The organism is Hymenobacter volaticus (assembly GCF_022921055.1).
Classification (GTDB): domain Bacteria; phylum Bacteroidota; class Bacteroidia; order Cytophagales; family Hymenobacteraceae; genus Hymenobacter; species Hymenobacter volaticus.
Map to the genome: position 1 here is coordinate 2,411,450 of NZ_CP095061.1, position 21,550 is coordinate 2,432,999.

At 54.4% G+C, this 21,550-nt stretch carries 22 protein-coding genes and 1 pseudogene; 8 read left to right on the forward strand and 15 right to left on the reverse strand.

Annotated elements, in window-relative coordinates; translation table 11 throughout:
• The first annotated feature begins 348 nt into the window (after positions 1–348).
• Both MUN86_RS10430 and MUN86_RS10435 read left to right on the forward strand, forming a co-directional pair.
• Positions 349–1,308 (forward strand): glycoside hydrolase family 2 TIM barrel-domain containing protein, encoded by a 960-nt coding sequence (locus MUN86_RS10430; protein ID WP_245125028.1) that lies wholly within the window; start codon positions 349–351, stop codon positions 1,306–1,308.
• Entirely contained in the window at positions 1,305–1,724 is a 420-nt protein-coding gene (locus tag MUN86_RS10435; RefSeq protein ID WP_245125031.1) for a hypothetical protein, read from the forward strand. Before MUN86_RS10430 ends, MUN86_RS10435 begins: the two co-directional genes overlap by 4 nt.
• A gap of 160 nt (positions 1,725–1,884) precedes the next feature.
• On the opposite strand, the gene MUN86_RS10440 is transcribed toward MUN86_RS10435, so the two are convergent.
• The 7 genes and pseudogenes from MUN86_RS10440 to MUN86_RS10470 all read right to left on the reverse strand — a co-directional run bounded on the left by MUN86_RS10440 (position 1,885) and on the right by MUN86_RS10470 (position 7,969).
• Positions 1,885–2,529 (reverse strand): hypothetical protein, encoded by a 645-nt coding sequence (locus MUN86_RS10440; RefSeq protein ID WP_245125034.1) that lies wholly within the window; start codon positions 2,527–2,529, stop codon positions 1,885–1,887.
• Entirely contained in the window at positions 2,526–3,470 is a 945-nt protein-coding gene (locus MUN86_RS10445; RefSeq protein WP_245125037.1) for a right-handed parallel beta-helix repeat-containing protein, read from the reverse strand. Before MUN86_RS10445 ends, MUN86_RS10440 begins: the two co-directional genes overlap by 4 nt.
• 149 nt (positions 3,471–3,619) lie before the next feature.
• Entirely contained in the window at positions 3,620–3,829 is a 210-nt protein-coding gene (locus MUN86_RS10450; RefSeq protein ID WP_245125040.1) for a rhodanese-like domain-containing protein, read from the reverse strand.
• The gene (locus MUN86_RS10455) at positions 3,826–3,999 is read right to left on the reverse strand and encodes a hypothetical protein (RefSeq protein WP_245125042.1); all 174 of its coding nucleotides are present in this window, start codon (positions 3,997–3,999) and stop codon (positions 3,826–3,828) included. The genes MUN86_RS10450 and MUN86_RS10455 overlap by 4 nt, the downstream gene beginning before the upstream one ends.
• Positions 4,000–4,192: 193 nt before the next feature.
• Positions 4,193–6,363: pseudogene (ligA, locus tag MUN86_RS32370) on the reverse strand (NAD-dependent DNA ligase LigA).
• A gap of 181 nt (positions 6,364–6,544) precedes the next feature.
• The gene (locus MUN86_RS10465; protein WP_245125044.1) at positions 6,545–7,063 is read right to left on the reverse strand and encodes a DUF4920 domain-containing protein; all 519 of its coding nucleotides are present in this window, start codon (positions 7,061–7,063) and stop codon (positions 6,545–6,547) included.
• Between the two features lie 78 nt (positions 7,064–7,141).
• Positions 7,142–7,969: a TapB family protein gene (locus MUN86_RS10470; protein ID WP_245125047.1), complete on the reverse strand. Its 828-nt coding sequence runs from the start codon at positions 7,967–7,969 to the stop codon at positions 7,142–7,144.
• A 249-nt stretch (positions 7,970–8,218) separates the two neighbouring features.
• Between MUN86_RS10470 and MUN86_RS10475 the strand changes: the two genes are divergently transcribed.
• The 3 genes from MUN86_RS10475 (at position 8,219) to MUN86_RS10485 (ending at position 9,666) form a co-directional block, all read left to right on the forward strand.
• On the forward strand, positions 8,219–8,473 hold the full coding sequence (locus tag MUN86_RS10475) for a hypothetical protein (protein ID WP_245125049.1): 255 nt from the start codon (positions 8,219–8,221) through the stop codon (positions 8,471–8,473).
• Positions 8,466–8,813, forward strand: coding sequence for a hypothetical protein (locus MUN86_RS10480; protein ID WP_245125052.1), 348 nt, complete (start codon positions 8,466–8,468; stop codon positions 8,811–8,813). Before MUN86_RS10475 ends, MUN86_RS10480 begins: the two co-directional genes overlap by 8 nt.
• A 262-nt stretch (positions 8,814–9,075) precedes the next feature.
• Complete coding sequence (locus MUN86_RS10485) at positions 9,076–9,666, forward strand: cytochrome c oxidase subunit III (RefSeq protein ID WP_245125056.1); 591 nt, start codon at positions 9,076–9,078, stop codon at positions 9,664–9,666.
• Between the two features lie 168 nt (positions 9,667–9,834).
• On the opposite strand, the gene MUN86_RS10490 is transcribed toward MUN86_RS10485, so the two are convergent.
• The 3 genes from MUN86_RS10490 to MUN86_RS10500 are packed head-to-tail and all read right to left on the reverse strand — an operon-like array spanning position 9,835 to position 12,100.
• Positions 9,835–10,281 (reverse strand): T9SS type B sorting domain-containing protein, encoded by a 447-nt coding sequence (locus MUN86_RS10490; RefSeq protein WP_245125058.1) that lies wholly within the window; start codon positions 10,279–10,281, stop codon positions 9,835–9,837.
• The gene (locus MUN86_RS10495; protein WP_245125061.1) at positions 10,278–10,553 is read right to left on the reverse strand and encodes a hypothetical protein; all 276 of its coding nucleotides are present in this window, start codon (positions 10,551–10,553) and stop codon (positions 10,278–10,280) included. Before MUN86_RS10495 ends, MUN86_RS10490 begins: the two co-directional genes overlap by 4 nt.
• The gene (locus MUN86_RS10500) at positions 10,496–12,100 is read right to left on the reverse strand and encodes a hypothetical protein (protein WP_245125064.1); all 1,605 of its coding nucleotides are present in this window, start codon (positions 12,098–12,100) and stop codon (positions 10,496–10,498) included. Before MUN86_RS10500 ends, MUN86_RS10495 begins: the two co-directional genes overlap by 58 nt.
• Before the next feature lie 161 nt (positions 12,101–12,261).
• Between MUN86_RS10500 and MUN86_RS10505 the strand changes: the two genes are divergently transcribed.
• Together MUN86_RS10505 and MUN86_RS10510 are read left to right on the forward strand one after the other, a co-directional pair.
• A complete protein-coding gene (locus tag MUN86_RS10505) occupies positions 12,262–13,062 on the forward strand; it encodes a gluzincin family metallopeptidase (protein ID WP_245125067.1) in 801 nt (266 codons plus the stop codon).
• Positions 12,972–14,267 (forward strand): M1 family aminopeptidase, encoded by a 1,296-nt coding sequence (locus MUN86_RS10510; protein ID WP_245125070.1) that lies wholly within the window; start codon positions 12,972–12,974, stop codon positions 14,265–14,267. Before MUN86_RS10505 ends, MUN86_RS10510 begins: the two co-directional genes overlap by 91 nt.
• On the opposite strand, the gene MUN86_RS10515 is transcribed toward MUN86_RS10510, so the two are convergent.
• From MUN86_RS10515 to MUN86_RS10530, 4 genes are all read right to left on the reverse strand, one after another.
• Positions 14,244–15,017, reverse strand: coding sequence for a hypothetical protein (locus tag MUN86_RS10515; RefSeq protein ID WP_245125073.1), 774 nt, complete (start codon positions 15,015–15,017; stop codon positions 14,244–14,246). The genes MUN86_RS10510 and MUN86_RS10515 overlap by 24 nt on opposite strands.
• A 190-nt stretch (positions 15,018–15,207) precedes the next feature.
• The gene (locus tag MUN86_RS10520) at positions 15,208–15,654 is read right to left on the reverse strand and encodes a DUF2147 domain-containing protein (protein ID WP_245125075.1); all 447 of its coding nucleotides are present in this window, start codon (positions 15,652–15,654) and stop codon (positions 15,208–15,210) included.
• 227 nt (positions 15,655–15,881) lie between these two features.
• Positions 15,882–16,322, reverse strand: coding sequence for a DUF2147 domain-containing protein (locus MUN86_RS10525; RefSeq protein WP_245125078.1), 441 nt, complete (start codon positions 16,320–16,322; stop codon positions 15,882–15,884).
• Positions 16,323–17,003: 681 nt separating this feature from the next.
• Complete coding sequence (locus MUN86_RS10530; RefSeq protein ID WP_245125080.1) at positions 17,004–17,747, reverse strand: C40 family peptidase; 744 nt, start codon at positions 17,745–17,747, stop codon at positions 17,004–17,006.
• A gap of 208 nt (positions 17,748–17,955) precedes the next feature.
• Here MUN86_RS10530 and MUN86_RS10535 point away from each other — a divergent pair, with 208 nt between their 5' ends.
• A complete protein-coding gene (locus MUN86_RS10535; RefSeq protein WP_245125082.1) occupies positions 17,956–19,758 on the forward strand; it encodes a M61 family metallopeptidase in 1,803 nt (600 codons plus the stop codon).
• Positions 19,759–19,857: 99 nt separating this feature from the next.
• On the opposite strand, the gene MUN86_RS10540 is transcribed toward MUN86_RS10535, so the two are convergent.
• The gene (locus tag MUN86_RS10540; protein ID WP_245125085.1) at positions 19,858–21,438 is read right to left on the reverse strand and encodes a S8/S53 family peptidase; all 1,581 of its coding nucleotides are present in this window, start codon (positions 21,436–21,438) and stop codon (positions 19,858–19,860) included.
• Between the last annotated feature and the right edge of the window lie 112 nt (positions 21,439–21,550).

A 21,550-nucleotide genomic window follows, 5' to 3' on the forward strand; every position in this document is an offset into this window, starting at 1 on the left:
ATTTGAGGCCTCATCCATATGAGTACTGTTAGCGAATCTCAAATGTACTATGCTTTACCGGTTCGTGTTGGTACATAGTTACATTTAACTGTAAAATAAATAGAAATTCTATGGAAAAATCCCGACAGCTTACCTTAGGCAAACTTGGTATTTTTATAATTATATAAATATTATAGTATTATTTATGAAATAATTTATACCTTTGGGCACAAGTCCAGATACGAGCTTGGCTCGTATGTCAGAACAATACTTTGAGAGTTTCAACAAGGATTCATGCTGCGAATAGGTAAAAAATACAAGCAAGTGAAGAGAACGAGCCTGTTGGTGCTTGAGCTTTTCCTTGTTAGCGTGGCTGTTGCCTGTACCGAACAGACGGGGAAAAGTCATGCAGTTGAGCAGCAAAACCAGGCTCCTAACGATACATCTGCCAATAAGGTTGTGCCAGTACGGGTGGTTCGCAAAGGAACCGGTTATGAATTGCAGCGTGGTGGAAAGCCTTACTTCGTAAAAGGAGCTGGCGGACTTGAAAATTTGGGTATGCTGAAAGCAGCGGGTGGCAATTCCATTCGGCTCTGGACCACCGATTACGCGCAACCTCTGCTCGACTCAGCGCAGGCACACGGCCTGACGGTTCTGCTTGGCTTATGGCTAATACCCGAGCGCGATGGATTTGATTATTATGACAAAAAAGCCGTAAAAAAACAGGTAGAAAATCTGCGCAAGGAGGTAATACGCTACCGCAATCATCCTGCTTTGCTTGCCTGGGATGTAGGCAATGAGGTAGAACAGGGGTCCGGTAATCCAGATGTGTTTGATGCCATTGATGACGTGGCAAGAATGATTCATGAGGTAGACCCGAATCATCCGGTAATATCCACGTTCATTGACCCAACGGTGCTCAAGTGGATGGGAAACCGCGGCCATGAACTCGACTTCATTGCTTTTAATAGTTACGGTAACCTAAGAGAGCTTCGCAATTACCTGGAAAAGGTTAACTGGCAACATCCTTACTTTATCACGGAATTTGGACCTCAAGGGTATTGGGAGACTGTACAAACCAGCTGGGGGGCAGCGCTAGAACCACGGAGCGCACAGAAAGCCAGGGCAGTAGCCGACTTTTACCAAACCGGTATTCAACAACAAAGCAGCAAGTGCTTAGGCTCTTACGTCTTCTATTGGGGGAATCGGCAGGAAGCAACTCCCACGTGGTTTAGCATGTTTATGCCCACAGGGGAGCGAACTGAACTCGTCGATCAGATGCAGTATTTGTGGAGCGGCACTTGGCCTGCTAATCGGGCCCCCAAGTGAGTGACATCCAGTTTAATCAGCACTTCGACAATCAAAGCTTGCGTTTGCGCCCGGGCCAGACGTACCCGGCTTTCGTCACGGCCCAAGACCAGGAGCACGACAGTTTGCGCGTGGTATGGGAAGTACGACCCGAGTCACGTTGGCGTGAAGACCGCAAGACCCTGCAGATTCGTGATGAGCCGCTGCCGGGCGTAGTGCTAGCCCCCAACCAGTTCAAGACCTCCGTGCGTACTCCCACGAAGCCTGGAGCCTATCGGCTGTACGTTACGGTCACGGACGGACATGGCGGCGCTTCAACGGCTAACTTTCCTTTTTACGTGGAAGGACCAACACAAAAGGACAAAAGTCAAAGTTCAATAACTTCTAAATTGAAGTCTTCTCTTCAAGCAGTTACCTCTTCTATTAATACTAAATAATAGGTTGAGATTTGCTCGGATAACTTGTTATAAATGAGTGTATAATAATTAGTAGGGAAAGCAAAATAGTTTTCAATTGATGATTATTGCAGAGTATTAGGGTGCTCGGAAGTTCCGTCTTTAAGCTCAGTACTAAGCAAGTTCATTACAGGAATGAGCTTCACTTTCTGGGAGTTTCACAAGCTCCAATAGTCCGCTTTTCTCCAACCGCAGGGGTGGGATTTTCGAAGAAATCGTGTGGTCCAGGGTCGCGGTTGAACTCCCGAAGCAGATCTAACCCGGCGCCTACCAGGCCCGAGTTAGGTTGCACCTGATAAGCAGTAAGTGAAGTTAATTGTCGCCCAGAACTTAGGGTTGCCAGTATACCACCGGTGCCTGGCTGTTGCAGTTGTGGATTTACTTCTACCCCAGTGGCACGCGCGTTGAGTTGCTCTTGGCCGCTTGCCGCCCGCCAGGCTACCAACGAGTTATGATTCTCGGCGCCCCAAACTATCTGTAGGGATTGCTCGCCGCTCCAATACGCATTCCCTTGCAAGAGTACTCCACGGGTTGCAAGACTTACTACCACTGGTAGTCCGCCCGTAGTTTGCAGCACATTGTTGTGCAAACCTACGTCGTTGAGACCTTCGCTGTTTATGTGCAGGGCTTTAGGTTGTGAGTTATCGGCTGGCGCACTCATATAGATAGTATTGTTGTGGATCAAGGCGCGTTGGATGCCCCCATTGGCCCCCGACGACCAGAGCGTGAGCGCGCCCTGCCCGTGCCGCCGCCCGTCGTTTTCACTGATGTTGTAGCGAACAGTCACGTCGTGGAGAGGGGGGCGCCTTCGTACTGCGCCACAAGGTAACCTGGGCCGTCGTTGTCGTGCGAGTAGTTGTATTGCAGCACCGAGTTGGTGCAGCCTCCGTCTAAGTCGAAGCCCCCACCGTCTTTAGTGGTGCCGGTCTGGTTGTGGTGCGACTCGCAGTATTGAATAACGAGGTTATTGCAGTTCCAGCCCCAGATACCCACCGGTCCACCGTTGGCGTTGGCATTAAGTGCGCCGTTGTGATGAGCTTCGCAACGTTCAATTAAAGCCCCATCGACACCCGATAGCACGATGCCGCTGCCGGTATGCGTAGTAGTTATATCGGCGCGGCCGGTGTTGTCGAAGGCTTGGCAAGAGCCTATATACCAATCGTGGTGGGCAGCTAGAACTTGGGCGTAAGAGCCTAGGCCCGCCTCGCCGTTGGCCGACATAACGCAACGCGTAACCCTCACTTGGTCGTAGCCGCTGCTTCCGTTTGCACTACCAATGGAAATGCCTCGGTCGCGGTAGCCCTGCACGCTGAGGTTGTCGAGCACCACGTGTTGCAAATGAGTATTGGCGAGGTCGAGGTGAAAGACTACGCCGGAATTGGTGTTGGTGAGTTGCCCCGACCCAATGAATTCCAGGTTGTGCAACTCAATACCGCCGGTGTTTTCGGCGTAGAAGCCATACGTGCTGCCGCTGATGATGCGGGCCCGACTTGCCCCGTACGAGCCAAAAATGAGCGGCTGAGCGGCTGACCCTTGGATAAAGCTGCGCACCCAAATAGCGCCTTCAAAACCACGGCCGCCCTCAAACAGAATCTGGTCACCGGCTTTAAACGATGCGTTGTTTACTTTTTCAATGGATTTCCACGCCTTCTTGATGGAAGTACCCGCATCGGAATCATTGCCGGTTGCACTGACATAGTAAGTTTTGGCTGATGCAGAGAAAGACAACAGAAGGAACAGGATTACGGATATAGTACGAATGGCCTTGAATACAAGCGGGTGAACACCAAGCATACGGAGTTAGGTACTCTGGAGTCGTAATGCTGTATAAGCGGCGAGTTGTGTTTTAGCAACTCGCCGCTTATACAGCTTCGTTATTACTCTGTTGGTAGCCCCGCAGCTTTCAGGTCTTTGAAACCGCCTGCATTCACAACATTCTTGAAGCCAGCCTCTTCCATCAGCTTCAACGTTTGGCCGCTGCGGTTGCCGGAAGCGCAGTACAGAACGTAAGTTTGCTCTTTATCGAGCTTAGCTACCTGCTCGCCGAAGTCGGGGGCCCGGAAGTTCAAGTTTGCAGCCCCTTTCACATGACCAGCGGCGAACTCCTCGGGGTGCGCACATCAAGCAGAACGGTGCGAGGCTTCTTTAGCATTTCGACTACCGTTGCGGGCGGCGCAAAAGGCGTAGTTGTTTGGGCCAGCGCCGATGACATGAAACCGAATAAACCCAGGAAAGCCAGCACAAGGAAGCGGGACATAGCAAAACAATAAAACGAGAAAAGAAAAGGAGTGCGACGCGAAAAACAAACTGCGCCGGGGCCGGGTTTGGCCACCGGTGCTCCCGGACGCATACTCCCGAGGGATCAGGGGGAATTAAAGCGCGGCTACGCGGTAGCCAGGCTAACCCATTCGTGAAAGTATGCTGCCCGGGAGGCCGGTATTATGAGGGCCCTAAAATAGAGAACCCTGTTGACCTGTGCCACTGCTTTGTGCTGGAAATGAGTCAGATTCAGAGGATTTCGAGGAAATGCCTAAATCTTGTACGTCATTCAGTGGTACATCCAAGCCCTCGGAACCGTTAAAGTTACCCTCTGTTTCAGTCGGAATCATGGCCAGCAAATCAGTCTCTGAAATGATGGGCACTTTCAGCTCCGTAGCTTTTTCGCGCTTGGCCGGACCCATTTTGTCGCCGGCTACTAGGTAGCTCAACTTCTTGCTGATGCTGCCCGTTATCTTGCCGCCGTGCGCCTGAATTAGTGCTTGCAGTTCTTCCCGGCTGTGCAACTCGAACACACCCGACAAGACGAAGGTTAGGCCCTCCAGTCGGTTGCTTACTGCTTGCGGTGCTTCACCCGTAAGGGCCAATTGCACCCCCGCCGTCCGTAGCCGTTCCACCAAATCGCGGTTGGCCGGCTCCTGAAACCACGCCGCCACCGATTCGGCAATAACTCCTCCTACTTCGGGTACGGCAGCCAACTCGGTTACTGAGGCTTGGGCCATGGTATCTACCGTGCGGTAGTGCGCCGCTAGTTTCTCAGCCACGGTTTCGCCTACGTAGCGTATTCCTAACCCAAAGAGCACTCGCTCGAAAGGCACTTGCTTGCTTTGCTCTAAACCGGCTACTAAGCGCTGCACCGACTTTTCGCCCATGCGCTCCAACTGCGCCAGTTCCTGCGCCTTAGCGGGCAGGTCGTATAGGCTAGCAGCGTCTGTGACTAACCCCAAATCGAAGAACCGCCCGACGGTTTCGGCGCCTAGGCCGTCGATGTCCAGGGCCTTGCGCGACACGTAGTGTTCGAGTTTGGCTTTGCGCTGCGGGGGCAGCCCCGCTCGTTGGGGCACCGGTAGTGCGCCTCTCCCGCCGGGCGGATAAGCGGCGTATCGCAGGCCGGGCACGTGGCAGGATATACAATGGCCTGGCTCTCGGGGAGGCGGGCCGTGAGGTCAACACCCGTGATTTTAGGAATGATTTCGCCGCCTTTTTCCACAAACACCATGTCGCCGAGCCGCAGGTCGAGGGCCGCAATCTGATTGGCGTTGTGCACGGACGCACGCTTCACTACAGTGCCAGCCAATGGCACAGGGTCGAGCAGCGCCACGGGCGTGACGGCGCCGGTGCGCCCGACGTTGTACTGCACTTCCCGCAGGCGCGTGCGGGCTGCTTCGGCGGGGTACTTGTAGGCAATAGCCCAACGTGGACTCTTCGATGTATACCCGAGTAGCTCCTGCTGCCGGAAATCATCTACTTTGATAACAATGCCGTCGGTGGCAACAGGCAAGGTAAAGCGCTTCTTGTCCCACTCGTGCACAAAGTCCAGCACCTCGTCCATGCTTCGGCAGAGCCGCCACGTGTTCGATACAGGTAGGCCCCAGGCGTGCAAAGCTTCCAGGGAAGCGCTATGAGTTTGAAACATGCTCCGACCCGGCATCAGGAAGGAATAGGCGTAGAACCGCAACCGCCGTTCGGCCACCAAGGCTGAATCTTGAAGTTTGAGGGCGCCGCTGGCGGCGTTGCGCGGGTTGGCTAGTAGCGCTTCGCCATTGGCTTCACGCTCGGCATTCAGCTCGGCAAAAACGGGTAGGGGCATAAATATTTCGCCTCGTACTTCCATTTCGGCGGGTTGCTTGGCGGCCGTGTCGGGGCGTAGGTGCAACGGCAAGTTCTTGATGGTGCGCACGTTGTTGGTAACAACGTCGCCGCGGGTACCGTCGCCGCGCGTGACGCCCTGCGTCAGTTGGCCTTGCTCGTAGGTGAGACTCATGGCCACTCCGTCAAATTTCAACTCGCAGACGTAGGCAAACTCGGCACCCTCCAATCCGCGGCGTACCCGCTCGTCGAATTCGCGCAAGTCCGCTTCCGAATAGGTATTGCCTAGGCTGAGCATGGGGTAGCGGTGCAGGGCCGTGGGGAACTGCTTGGTGATGGTGCCGCCCACCCGCTGCGTAGGAGAGTTAGGAAGAGCATATTGCGGATACTCTTTTTCCAGGCGTTGCAAATCGGCCAAAAGCTGGTCGAATTCTTGGTCGGATACCTCGGAAATATCCCGCTGATAATATTGGTAATTGAGGTGATGCAGGCGCTCGGTGAGGGCGGAAATTTGCTGCTGAATGTCGGTTGTCATAAAAGAGGGGCGCAGAAGCTTCAACTAAGCCACTAGTAGCCTGGTTAGGAGTCAGTGGCTTCGCAAGCTACGGCTTTCGGGATACTCAGGATATAGAAAGCCCGTTGGTTTCGAAACCAACGGGCTTTTTACTTACAGAAACTAATTGATTAACAGCTTTTGCGGCCGACCAGTGCTAAGACTACATTTTGTCGGTTATCAGCACGCCGTCGGCCTCGAAGTTCAATTGCTCCTCGGGCTTGGTAATGGCAGCTACTTCCTGCGCTGATTTACCAGCGTCTTTGGCGTAGTGCTGCAAATCCGAGACGGGCACTTCCTCGCGGTGGGCCCAGCCATTTATGACTACAGTTTTGCCGGCTATGTCTTTGGGAACGAAGAAGGCGTAGTCTTTGAAGCGGACCCGCATTTCCTGGCCTTCGGGCGTTTTCATGGTTAGCCAACAGCCTTTGGCTTGGCAGACCGCGTCGGCGGTGCCTACCAGCTTCACCTTGGCCGAGTCTTGGTTGCCTAATACCTGCTTGAGCTCGGAAAGCGGCTTGGCACCCTCGACCGTCACTGCGGCGCCATACGTTTTGCCTTGCAGCGCGGCCGCCGTTTCGGTGGCGGGCTTGCTGGCAGTGGCCGCATCGGTAGCCGGAGTAGACTGGCAGGCACTTAACGAAGCTAGGGTAGCAGCCAGTACAAGAATCTTGGTAGTCATAGGGGTAGTCTAGACAGTGGAATCAAGAAGTTAACACTCCGGAAATTACAAAGTTCTAGCTTGATGCCAGGCACGGCACTATTCCGCACTGATGTTGCGAGCTGCTAACTCGCGTACTTGCGCCACCTTGCCATTCTTGCCATAGATTTCGGTGCGCACGATGCCTACTCCGGGAGCATAATAATCTACTTGCTTCACGCTAGTGCGCATGGCCATGTCGGGGCGGGGTACGGTGGCACTCTCGCGCACAGCTTCCACCTTATAGCAGTTGAACGTGCCCGCTGGCGTGGTCAATGCCGAAGGCCCGCTCACGACGTGCCGCTTACGGAGCATCGTACTAACCGTGGCAATATTCACCACCGAGCTACTAACCTGCACGTTGATGCCCCCATCGGGGAGCGTAGTTCCTACTGTGGGCTGATTGGGCCAAGCAACAGGCGCAGGAGAGTAAGCCATTTTCCGGTCGCGGAAGCGGCGCAGGGCATCCGCATCTAAGTCGGCGAGGCCGTCGGTGAAACAGGTGTCGCGGCGGCTGCGGAAGGTTAGGTCCTGCAGCCGTACCAACAGATTCTTGTTGGAATAGAGGCCGCTTTTCAGTGTGGTAATGTTTTCCGGTACGACAACTTTTTTGCTTTCCTTCCGCTCAGTAGTACTCAACGTTACGACCCGCTGTCGCAACTCGCCTGCTGGCTTACCGCCCGCATCCTTTATTTGATAAATAAGCTCGGTGTTGTCGGCCATACCAAACGCTTGATTGGCGGAAGGCGTAGCTATGGCCAACTCCGTGAGGGTGTTGATGGGCAGCGCGTGTTGAGTGGTGGAAGACGTGTCTTGAGCCTGCGTGCTTGATAAGGTAAGTGCCAGACCCTGAACAGCTAATAGCGAGAAAAGAGAAGGGAATTGCATAGGAGTGGGGGCAGAGAAAAAGTGGGAGATGGCTCTCATACGTAGTCGAGCTTAATTGGATTAGCCAATTGATATATTATAGTGTAGCAGCTAAATGACCGTGCTGAGTGAAGAATGTTTTGGCAGCCAGCCGTACCACATATCATGATGCGTGTAACTTGCGCCGAGGCTGGTCGTTTGCCATAATCCTGCCAAGCTTCTCGCCACAACCCGGCGGCAGTATGTATCACTTATTCTTCTTACGCTCTCATGCCTGATTCAAGCCAACAACCCACTTCCTGGGCCGATACGGCCGCTTCGCTGCTCTCTAAACTTTCGGGTGGAGTCGAACTGGCCCTGGCCTTCGACCAGATGGAATTACAAGTTTCTAACCCACAAAATCCAGCGGCTCCGGCAGCTACCTGGCGGCTAAACGGCTCGTTGCGCATTCGTACCCGCGGCGAAAATCCAGCGGCGGCCAGCCGTCCTGCTTTGCCTCCCACTAACCCAGACTCCCTTGGCTAACGGTCTCGAATTGGAGGCGCAGTTGGTGGTTACCTGGGATGGCGACGCTATTCAGATAGCTGCCTCGGGTACCTACCTCATCGTCAATTTTCCTAGTCAGCGCGTGCTCGATAAGCTCACGAGCGGACCTCCTAAAAACCCGAACGCGCCTCCTAAACCTAAAAATGCTCCTAAAATTGACCCTTTGCAGCAACTCAACGACCTAGCCTTGCGCCTCGGCCTTGTGATGGATCTGCGGGTGGCAGGCAAAACGCACGTGACTTTTGGCACCGGCCGCAGCCCCAAGATTACCATCAACGCCGTGCTAGGTAAAATTGGGTCTTTTTTTCGTGGCGACTGAAATCCTGCTGGTAACCTGGTTGTTATGCTCGTGCCGGCTGGAGGCGGATACAGTCAAGAGAATGTTCCACCCATTGCCGGCACGAGCATAACACGTTGTTTCATCCTGATTTGTCTAGAAAAGCCCGTAATTCTGGTTGTCGGTGAGAGAGGCTTTTACGTATCTTGCTTTGTGGCTTCCGGCCTAGTAGATATAGTTCTGTCGGAACTAAAGCTTTCTGGATTGGTTTGCCAAGGACTTCGCTTTCTTCTCGCCACCACGCATGAATTCCGATAAAGAACGTAAAGATAAAGTAGGGGCTAACCGACCGCCCTCCGCCTTCCAGCGCATGGAGCGCGTACCGCCCATGCTGATGATGCTTTATCTGGCTATGGCTGGCATTGGAGTGTTGTTTTTGTTTCTGGTGGTGGCGTATGCGCAAACCCGTTACATGGCCGACTTGCCCCGCGGACTGCATCCCTTTCCCAAGTTTTTTTCAATTAGTACCATCGTGCTACTGATTAGTAGCTATACGTTGGCCCAGGCGCCGCGCATTTATCGCGCCGATGATGTGGTGAACCTGACGCGTTGCCTTGGCGCTACGTTGTTGCTAGGGTGCATTTTTGCGGGTCTGCAAGTGCTTGGCTGGCGCGAGTTGGTAGCGCAGGGCGTCACGTTTCGGGGTGTAGAAAACCACACTTTCGCTACGGGTAGCTACATCTACCTAATTTCAGCGCTGCACGTAGCCCACTTGCTCGGGGAATGTTGTTTTTGTTGGCTTTGCTGTTGCGCACGCTCCATGCCTCTCGCGACGCGGTTCGTACCCTGGTTTTTATTCGTAACCCGTACCGCCGCCTGCAACTGCGCCTCCTGAGCTATTTCTGGCACTTCATTGATGCGCTTTGGGTGGTGTTGTTCATCGTATTTGTGTTCTTGTACTAGCATATTTTAGCACAGCACAACAAAAAGGCCCGGGCTAGCCCGGGCCTTTTTGTTGTGCTCTAATTCACTGCTGTGTTGAATCAGCATTACCAGGCAGCGTTTAACGTTCTAGCGTAATAGGTCCTTTGTATTTGCGGCCGTCGGTGTACTCGATTAGGTAATAATACACCCCCGCCGCTTGTTTGCCCCCGTCCCAGCTGAAATTGCGGTCCTTGGACTCGTAAACCAAATTGCCCCAGCGCGAGAATATTTTAATGGTGGCAAAGCGCGAGTCGCAGAAATCAGCCGGCAGTTCGGGGATTCTGAAGGTGGCGTTGAGGTTGTCGCCGTTAGGGGTAAAGATGTTGGCCGGCGTAAACTCAACCGATTCCGACTGCACTAGCTTGAAGCGGACAACGCGCGTCTGCGGGCCCGGCCGGCAAGTGGTTTCTTGCAGTTGAAACGTAACCTCCAGTGTCTGGTCGGGTAGGGCGGTGGCAGCGCAGTTGGCATCCCAGCGGAAGGTGGCCGCCGCGCGCCCATTGCCATTGGTGGGGCGGAAACTCATACCTGCCGCCGCCAAATCGAACCCGTTGCCCGTCGCCGAAAGAACCAGGGGTCCTGATCTACATCGGTACCGGTGAAAGTAGCCTCAAACACACCTCCTACTAGCCGCTGAATAAGAATGGGAGGGTCGGTGGAACTCATGGGGGCCGGTAGCTCGGGTGAGGTGAGTACTGGCGGCGTATTATTGTATTCCACTTGAATGGGAACGGTCAGGGCTACGGTCTGTGGCTCGTTGCAGGGCCCCGCCGAGGCCGTAAAGCGGAATTCGTGCAAGGGACGACCCGCGGCTCGGCAATCGACGCGCCACGAGAACCGCCCCGAATCTGGCTGCCATTGGCTCCCTGCGTGAAGGTAGCGCCTACATCAGCTGGTTGGAATCCAACGCCATTCATTGTCAACGTAACCGGGTCGCTGTCGGGGTCGGTACCGGTTACGTCAAACGTTATCAGGTCGCCTACGCGGGCTTTCAGCGGCAAGGCCGGACCCGCAGTGCTCACCAAAGCAGGCGGACTATTCGGGTCGGGCAGGGCCGTGAAGGCTACGCGCACCGTATCGCGCTTTGGTAGGCTACAGCCGTTGTCCGCCACGATAATATCCATCAAATACACCTGCCCTTTCGAGTTGAAACAGCTGGGAAAGCACAGCCGCGACACCAGCGTATCGGGGAGGCCAGGAGTACGGATGGTGCCTTGCGTGAGAGAGAAAGCCGGCAGCAGGGCAGCCGGAAAGTTGACCGCCCGCAAGCTCAACGCTAATTGCGAAGGAGAATCAGGGTCAGTGAAGCGAAGATTCAGGCAACGTTCGGTACCGGGGCGCAAGCGCACCGTATCCACGCCTTCGCGGTAAATGGCAGCACCAGACGCCCGCACCGTCATGCTCGGAGCGGAGTTGGGCGTACAGAGTATTACTTTGAGTTGAAAGTCGCGCCGGGTCTCTCCAATCTTAACGCCATCCCGAAATTCCGAGCATTTCAGGCCAAACACAAACAACCCTACCTGGGAGGGCCGCACCTGTAGCCGGCCCGTAAATCGATTTATGGTCAGGGTAGGGGTGCCCGGAATCTGGTTGGTTTCACTGCGGCCTGCCGCCCACCGGATTTCCCGGTAGGGTTGTGGAGCCGCCGCAAACGGCTTTGGGTCGCCTGGAGTGGAGTTGCCATTAAAAGGAGTAGCGAGTTCGTACACCAGCGAGTCGTTATCGGCATCCTGCCCGCCAAAGTCGTAGTAAAACAGTTCGCCGCGGCAGGCATAGTCGCTCAGGGGCGGGAATATCCGGGGGGTGGAGTCGCGGAAGGGCTGGCCGTTGCGCACAACTGCTGGGAACTCCAGGTAGAAGGTTTGGCCGGCGTCACCCGGATTCAGAATGTTGTTGATACCGTTGTTGCGGCAGCAGCGCTCCACCGCCGCGTAATAACCAGTTGGGCTGTTGTAGCGGTTGGCCATCAAATCAACCCCAGCAGTATATATCAGCCGCCGCGTAATCAAGGACGACGTCGATGAGCAAGCCGGATTGGTGTAGTTGACGAAAGAGTTGGTGCGGAGGCGCAAGGTCAAGTTCTGCATCCGCATGTTGGTGGCTTTATCGAAAATGCTGACTGTCAAAGCAGTATCCAAAGCCCCAGTATTACCATTAAGAGCGTCGAAATACAGATTCAGTGTTAGGGTATAGCTGGACCCCAAACGGTATTGCAGATCCATTTCGCCGCCTACTATGTGCGTAGCACGGGCCGAGCGACCAAGCCCCAGAAATAGGAGTAGCAGTAGCAACAGGCCCGGCAGCCGGTAACTACCACGAAATAGTTGGAGTAAAGAAAGAACCATTTTTGCAGGTAGGGTGGAGCAGAGAAAAGAACTCTCGAAATATACAACCTGCAGGGCGAACCCATAGGATAAAGACCCCAGTTTGTAGTGGGGCCTTTGTATATTTCAGACCTTGCTTTAACTAGTTTCTATTGTCACCAAATTTTTGTTGCCATACACTTATGCAACGCATCTACTTGCTGTTAATCAGTATGTTATTCACAGCTATTGGCGTGCGCGCGCAGGTTGGCCCTAGCCAGCTCACGACCTCTGAGCTCAACAGCGCTGCCATCAGTTGCGCCCGTTCGCACGTGCAGGCGGCGTTGCGCCAGCCAGCTACCACCGTGCGGCACCGCCAGAAGATGGACCGCTACGATGTGAAGTATTATAAGCTCGATTTGGCCCTCGAAAACAACTCCCGCAACGTAAGCGGAAACGTACGGATGGTAGCCCGAACGCTCGCGCAGCCTCTCGACTCTGTGGCCTTTGAACTCTACCCGGATTATACTATTGATTCGGTGGTGGTGAATGGCCGTCGCTCTGCGGGTTGGCGCTGGTCCAGTTCCGATGTTACAGCCGCTATTCCGCAGGTGGTAGGGGCCAACACGCTTTTCACCACCGTGGTGTATTACCGCGGTACGGCGCCGAGCGGGCAGTCGTCCGCCATTGGCAATGCCCTGACCACCCGGACGGTGAGCAACTACGGCGTTGATGTTACATGGAGCTTGTCTGAGCCATTCTCGGCCCACGAGTGGTGGCCCTGCAAGCAAGTGCTAACCGACAAGGCGGACTCGGTGGACGTGTGGGTGACAACGAGCAGCAGCAATAAAGTAGGCTCGAACGGCGTATTGCAGCGCGTAACGCCACTAGCCAACAATAAAAGTCGCTACGAGTGGAAGCACCGCGTCAAACCCATTGCCTACTACTTGGTGTCGGTGGCGGTAGCCCCTACATCGAGTATACTAACTACGCTAATCCCGTAGGCGGCCCCCAGATTCCGATTGTCAATTATGTATACAATCAGGCGGCTCTCACCAACTTCCGCACCGAAATCGACCGTACGCCGGGCTTCATCGAAAACTACTCCAGCCTGGTAGGGCTTTATCCGTTTGCCAGCGAAAAATACGGCCACAGCATGGCGCCGCTTGGAGGAGGTATGGAGCATCAAACCATGACCACGCAGGATGGCTTCACATTCACGCTGACGGCCCACGAACTGTTCCACCAGTGGTTCGGCGACAACGTTACCTGCGGCTCTTGGGAAGATATCTGGCTGAACGAAGGCTTTGCTTCCTATGGCGAATACCTGTCGCTCGACCGTTTCGCATCAACCCCTGCAGCCCGGCAGTGGCTGGACGGCGTGCACAACAGCGTCTTGCGTAGTCCCGATGGCAGCGTCCGGGTGCCTGATACTACAAATGTTGGCCGCATCTTCAGCGGACGGCTTACTTATAATAAAGGAGCTGTTGTAATACATATGCTTCGTTATCTGCTAAACGACGACGAGAAGTTTTTCCGCGCTTTGCGTACTTACCAGACTACGTACAGCGGCCGTACAGCCCGAACTATTGATTTGCAGCGCGTTTTCGAGGCAGAAGCTGGCCAGCCATTGCAGTACTTCTTCAATCAGTGGTTCGCCGGCGAAGGATACCCCACTTTCAACGTGCGCTGGAACCAGACCGGCCAAACCTTCTTCCTTGCAACCACCGAAACCGTGAGCATGCCCAGCGTAACGCCGTTCTTCGACACTGACGTAGACTACCTGCTCACCTTCACTGACAACACCACCCAGACGTTGCGCCTGCGCCAAAGCCAGCTGGTGTCAACATTTAGCGTACCTGTCAGCAAAACAATAACCAGTATCGAAGTTGATCCTGCCCAGTGGATTTTAAATGGCTCAGGTACCGTAACCCGCGATAATACGCTGATTTTAGGTAATACTTCTGCGGCCCGCGTTGCGCATCTTACCGTTTATCCTAATCCCTGCCACGAAACTCTCGTGCTTGCCGACCTGACTGCGCGCGCCTTGGCCGAAGTTACGGATGCTACTGGCCGCGTGTGGCTGCGGCAAACTGTGGACCCCCTGAACCCACAACTTGACACGCGTGGTTTGGCGGCTGGTCTCTACCACTTGCGCCTTGCTACGCCCAACGGCATGGTCTCGCTAGCGCGCTTCGTGCGAGAGTAGGACCTTTAGAATTGTGTGATGGTATGATATACAAAGGAAAAGGGCCGGCTTCGAAAGAAGACCGGCCCTTTTCCTTTGTATGGAAGCCAAACAACTGTAAGCCCTTGCTACCTGTCGTTTACCCTTTGTAGTATTTTTTGATAAGCCCTTGCACCTCAGGCGGGCAGGAGGCATATCTAATACAGCGGACATCAACTCGTCGAAGGAATGAGCCGGGGTGAAGATGGAATCCTGATAGGGGTTGCTAGTGAAGCGAATAAAGCCGGGTTGATTGTTTATGCTCACCAAATCTACCGTGACCGTACCGAAGCGCTGTAAGCAGCGGCCAGTAGTACTGCAGTCGCGGGGCAGCGGCTTAAGGAAATGCTTTTCTATAGTTTCAGTGTACCGCTCGTGGTGCAAGTTGCGCTGATCGGACGTGGATAGCCGGTACCCAAGGTCAACTACCCGCTCGCCGATTAGGTCGAAGAAGTGGCGAAAGTTGCCGGGCCCGATGCTAGGGTCATAGAAAAAAACCGCGCCTTGGCGTCCATGCTCCGCCAGCAACTGCACCCGAAGCTCTTTGCCATGAATACCGGCTTTGCTGAAATGATAAGCTTTGAAATAAGGACCTGCCCAGTTCAGATACACCTGTTCTTCCACCCACTGCGCATGCTTCCGCTGCTCAGCTGGAGTGCGTTGTAGGGGCTGCCACTCGGCCTGGGTGGAGGCAGATGGCGAAGAAAAAAGCCGTTTTAGGAAAGGATGCAAGGTGGGAATGAGATATGGAGGGAGAACACCAGCCGAGACAAATGGTTTCGACGGACTGTTCAACGAAATCCCTCAAATCATTGAGTAAAGGGCTAAAATATCGAAGGCAAGCTCCGTGCCGGGGCTTGCCTTCGGTTAAAAATAAATTAAATAATTGCTGGTTGCCTGCATAGTAGCGAGGCTTGGGCATTCATTTTACCCGCTGCCAGTAATGGGACCTACCAATCATCGAGAAACCAATGTAGCCTTTCACTTCCAGCCGGTCTTTGCCGGCGGCGCTTACGTAGCAGGAATAAGTGCGGCCGTTTTCCGGATCATAAATCTCACCACCTTCCCACCGATCGTTGTTGGGGTTGTGGCGAAGGTGCTGCAGCACTGTTAAGTTTTTTAGGGGCTGGTTGCGTCGCTCAGTCTTGGGGTTTTTTTGGTCGAGACGGGGTTTGCCGTTAGGATCGGTAGGCTGCCGAAGCCATACCACTCGGCCGCACAACTCTTCACCGCACCGATATAACTCGATATGCGAATCGCCGGTGTCGTCGGCCCACACCCCGAGTGGTGGGGTAGCGGTGGACGTTTGCGCTAGGGCAGAAACCAGACTAGCCAGGAAAAATAAGTAACTAAGTAGGGTGTATTTCAAAGCGAAAGAGCAGGTTAATAAGTAATTGGCTCGACCTATAGCTCAGTAGGAAGCTAAATTAGCAGTCCTAAAAAGGCAGATTGTCGTAGGGGCAACTACTCATATTCAGCAAGTTGTGATAGAAATTTAATAGAGCAGAACTTGAGAGATGGGTAATTTAGTAAAAAAGCGACGCCCCTGCTGAAGCAAGAGCGCCGCTTGGTATACGCTAGAGAGCGAAGCAACGGTTATTTCACCCGGCTCCAAGTCTGTGATTTGCCGATCATCGAGAAGCCGATATAGCCTTTCACTTCCATGGAGTTGGCGCTGTTCATCTTCATGTAGCAAGAATAGGTTTTGCCGCTTTCTGGGTCGTAGATTTTGCCATCGTCCCACTTGTTGTCGTCGTCGTACTCAAAGCCTTGCATAAACACCAAGCCCAACCGAGGGCGGGTGCGCAACTTCGGGTCGGGGTTCATCGAATCGGTTTTGGGCTTGCCCGTAGCCGGATCGTTGGGCACGGTCAGAGTCACGATTTTACCGCAAAGTTTGTCGCCGCACTTGTAGATTTCAAAAGTGGCTTTCTTCTCGGCGTTGGTCCAAATACCAAGGGGCGAAAGGGTTTGGGCGGAAGCCACGCCCACGCAGCTAAGCAAGCAGGTCAGGCACAGGAGGAGAAACTTTTTCATGGAAAGAGGGGAGTGGGAATGAGTATGTGGGAAAAAGATAAAAGAAAACTCCAACAAAAGCACGGTGTGCTGTGCAGTTACTGCGAATTGCCAGTAGGCAACTTTGAGGCCAGGTTAAGCAACATGTAGCTACACAAAATAAAGTGCCTGAACCTCAGTTGTCTGACTCAGAATAGCCCTAAGTAGCGTAAAAAAAGGCCTTTTAATTTTGAACCATCCTAGAGGCTTTTAACTTTACCATCCGTAGCGAGTGCTACAACCCCGCCCAAGCAGCCCTAAGGTGCTGGGAAGCGCGGCCGGGGTTATGTCGAACGTAAAGAAAGGAGGTACAAAATGTCTGATAGTCCCAAACGAATCCTGCCAAGCCTGTCGAATGTAGTCTGCTTCACCGCCGGACGCGCTTAACAACAGCTTTCGCGCGGAAAAACGCTTCCATTTAGCTTTTTCCCGCATTCTGGCAAGGTCTTACATATAAGATGACGGGGCTGTACCCCAGACTCGTCGCTCGGTAAGATTTGAAGGATTAGATGCCCGGACCGCCCAGCAGCCTCTCAACTGAGGTTTTGCATAGGCAGTCCGGGCATCGCTCTTTTTAAGGGTAACTGAACGAGTAGCTAAATAAGCGTTCTACTATGTTAGCTCTTTTGAACGAATATCTCAGCTACTCATATACTCAAAGCTCTACAGCACCCGCCGTATGTTCATGAAACGCCGTTCGTAGTCGGTGCCTTCTACTTGGCTGATCTTCACGCCCGATTCGCGGCGAGCCGACGAAGAATGAATGAACCGCAACGGCTCACCGGGTTCCGATACGACAATGCCTGCGTGGCCGGGGGTGGTAGAACTGGCCGCCGTGCCGGTAAAGACCACAATGTCGCCGGGGCGGGCCTGCGTGCGAGCTATGGGCTTGCCGACCGATATGAGTAAGCCCGTAGAGTGAGGCATTTCCACTTTAAAGCGGCCGAACACATACTGCACAAAACCAGAGCAGTCGAAGCCAGTAGCGGGGGTGTTGCCGGCGTAGCAGTAGTTGGTGCCAAGTTGCCGCATAGCAAAGCGAACCACACTATCGGGGTGCGGCGTGGCAGCGCGGTTGCTTGTCCAGACGGCAGATTGCACAGGAGGCTGCTCGCGGTTGGGTTCGTTCTGGGAATTGCCAGCGGACTGTGGCTTATGCAACTCAAACACGCCAAGCATCAAAACAACCAGCGCAACGAATGTTATCCAAATGTAGCGCATAGGAAGGGTTCTGTTAAAGGCATTGAAAGTGGAGCTGACTTCTAGTCCGGCCGAGTTCCAACCGTGGCGAAGTTGCGCTGCGGCTACGGGAAAACGATAACTGGTGCAATCAGAAACTGCTCCCCTAACGGTGGAGGTCGGGGCGAGGTTCTGGTACGGAAGCAGAACAGTGGTCAAGAGGGGCATAGCTGGTGGGACAGTGAAATAGTACGGCAAGAGTAGGTTGCAACTGTGCTGTAGAGCTACTAGCCAAATAAGGTGCCATTACATTTCTGGGCTGTGAATTTTCGCTGTGTTTTGCAGCCCTGGACGGTTTTCGCCGTTCTTTGCGGCAACCTATAAGGCGAGTGTCGTCGCTTTATCCATTCCAAACCCTTCTAATTTTTCTTTTCGCATGATGTTTTCTCGTCTCCGACTGCTGGCTGCGGTGGGGTTGGTGTTTCTACTGAGTGATTTCCACCCGGTACTGGCCGCTTCTACGTTGCGCTACACGCTGGCTATGCCTGCTCCGCAGACGCACTATTTCGAAGTTGACATGAGCCTGGGCGGCTTCGGCAAGCAATATACCGACCTGAAAATGCCCGTGTGGGCACCGGGGTCCTACCTTGTGCGCGAGTTTGCACGCCACGTTGAAGGCTTTCAAGCCAAAGCTGGTGGCCAGAACCTGCGCATCGAGAAAATCAACAAGAACACGTGGCGGGTGTATCACCCCAAAGCCAAAGACTTCACCGTACACTATAGTGTTTATGCATATGAGCTAAGCGTACGCACCAGCTTCTTGGATGCGGCGCACGGCTACGTAAATGGTACTAGTGTATTCATGTACCCCGCCGATAGCAAGCAGCTGGCCAGCACGCTGGAGGTGCGCCCCGCTACGGGCTGGACGCAAGTAAGCACCAGTTTGAAGCCTGCGGGTAGTCAATTTACGTTCACGTCTTCCAACTACGACGAGCTAGCCGACTCGCCCATTGAAATTGGTACGCACAAAGTGATGAGCTTTGAGGCCAACGGTACACCGCATACGGTAGCCATGTTTGGCAACGCCAAATACGACGAAGCCAAGCTGCTGGCCGACATGAAACGGGTATGCGAGGCAGCGCACCGCGTAGTTGGGCAGAATCCGCTGGACCGGTACGTGTTCATTGTACACAACATCGAGCGGGGTACCGGTGGCTTAGAGCATTTGTACTCCACTACGCTCTCCACCTCGCGCAATGCCTATAGCACCGAAGCGGGCTACAAAGGTTTCTTGGGCTTGGTAGCGCACGAGTATTTCCATCTCTGGAACGTGAAGCGCATCCGCCCCATAGCCCTCGGGCCATTCGACTACGACAACGAAAACTACACGCACATGCTGTGGGTGAGCGAAGGCGGCACCAGCTACTTCGGCGACAAAATTGTGCAGCGGGCCGGCTTTGTGAGCCCCGAAGAATACCTTGGCAACACCAGCACCAGCATCACCCGCGTGGAAAATACGCCGGGCAACAAAGTGCAGTCGGCCGCCGAATCGAGCTTTGACGCTTGGATTAAAGGGTACCGGCCCAACGAGAATTCCGCTAACACCGGCATCAGCTACTACGACAAAGGCGAGCTGATCGGGGCCATGCTGGATTTGATGATCATCAACGAAACCAAAGGGCAGAAGCAACTCGACGACGTGATGCGCTACCTCTACGACCAGTACTACAAAAAGCAAGGTCGAGGCTTCACCGACGAAGAGTATCAGGCGGCCGTTGCGAAGGTAGCCGGCCGCCGCTTCGATGACTTCTTCCGCCGCTATGTGTACGGTACCGAGACCCTGCCCTACGATACCATGCTAGGCTATGCAGGCCTCAAACTAAGCACGGCGCCATTAACTACCGATGTCGCCCTAGGAGCCACAATCAGCACTACCGGCGGAAAATTCACCGTAACCAACACTTTGCGCAATGGCAGTGCCTGGCAAGGCGGCCTTAACGTGAACGATGAGGTATTGGCTGTTGATGGCAACCGCCTCACCGATGACCCTAATAAGCTGTTAGCAAGCCGCCCCGCTAATTCGCAGGTGAAGATGCTCGTTTCGCGCGACGGGCAACTGAAGGAGCTTACGTTCCCGCTACTTGCCAGCGCAGCTATTCGCTACCGCATCGAGCAAGTTGCCAGCCCAACGGCCGAGCAACAAGTAGTATTGAGAAAGTGGTTGACCTTTAAAGAATAACAACCAAACCGAAAACAAAGAGGCCTGTCTGAATTTCAGACAGGCCTCTTTGTTTTCAGGCAATTTACTTTGCACTGCTGCAAATCAGCGTGCTTGTGCTCACAGCGCTGGCCCACCTACAGCAGCGGCTACGTTCAGGCGGCCCCAGCCGAAGCTACTGCTGCGGGCGTTGCGGTTGGAGCTGGCGGCCACGAGTCGGCTCATGATTTGGGCGCGGGTTTCGGTGGGGTAGCGCGACCAAACAAGGGCCGTCATGCCGGCCATGTAGCTGGTAGCCACCGACGAGCCACCTACTGTGCTCGGCTCGTCGCCGCTCAGGGCTAAAGTTAGGGCGCCGAGGTCGTTGCTGCTGCGCTGCATCACCACCGAAAACTCCACATCGGCACCAACGTGACAATCGTCGCAGCGGGTGGTGAGGTTGTCTTTTACGCCCGTAACGGCCACAGCTTCGGGTAGGGAGGCCGGGTAGATAACGTCCACCAACCCCGACGACCACTCGAACGAAGTGCCCGCGGCGCAGTACAGTAACTTGCCGCGGCTGTAGGCGTAGTGGATGGCATCGGTCATCTGCCCAGAGCTGGTGAGGCGGCCCATACTCATGCTAATAATGCGGACATCGGACCGGTTGCCGGCTAGTACGTAGGCGTCGGACACGCCCTTCACCTCGCGGCTTCCATCCAGAAACACATCCTCCGCGGCGCGCACTACTATCAGGTTGGCATTGTAGGCTACGCCCACTGAAGTTCCGTCGGTGCCACGAGGAGCGGCGCAAGCGCCGGCCATGCTGGTGCCGTGCCCACAACCATCGTTGGGGGTTTCCACTGGGCCGGTTGGGAAACCGAGGAAAGTGGAACGGGGCAGTGTAACCAGCCGCTCCACGGTGCGGCCAGAACTCAGGCCCTGGTTGAAATCCGTGCTAAGATTTTCTTGGGTTTCCGAGCAACCTGTGTCAATGATAAGCACCTTGATGCCGCGGCCGGTGCTTTGGCTCCAAGCAGTCCGAATGCCATGGTATTGGTCGGCCTGGCTCCACGATGATTTGCCACTGCCCGGTAGCACCGTAAAATCTTCATCGGGGACTAGGCCAGGAGTGGGGACATTGTTGCCACAGCCGCTGCTACTACTGCTGCTACTCAGGGAGGCGGCGCTTTTGCTGGCCACCTCCGTGGGGCGGTTGGGTTCGTAGCCCATCGGCTCGGCGTAGCGCACCAGCCGCGAGGCGCGCAACGCCTTGATGGTGCCAAGTTCCCGCACTGTTACATCCACCACAGGCAACACGTTTTCTTGGTAGGCCATAATATCAGTCAGCGTTAGCTCCGGGCGCGTTTTGCGTTCTTCGGCTAGAATTAAATCTAATACCTGCGTCCGGGCTTCCTGCCAAGCGGGGTTGTTGGCTGCATCGGCAGGAACTGCAATTCTATTGCCAGCGGGCTGATAGCCCACCGACAGCACATAGTCGGAGCGGGTGAGGGCGCTCCATACAAAGTGAGCTGAAGCCTTGTTCCAGTCGAATTGCCCGGTTTCCCGCAGAGTACTCATGATCTGGGCATCGAGCTGCTGGCCGCTGAGGGCGGCGGTAGGGTCGGGAGTGGGTTGTGGGGCCTGCTGTTCGTCGGCTTGGGACTGACAGCTTGCTAGAAGCAGCACCAGCAGTGCTGCCGAAAGAGTAGAAGTACGCATGAGGTTGTGGGAGTTGGGGTTGTGGAACAAAGACGAATTCCAAGGGACGCAAAAGTGACGTCAAACGCAAGTCATTAACGGCTTTCTTCTGGAGCATACTTCAAACCCAAGG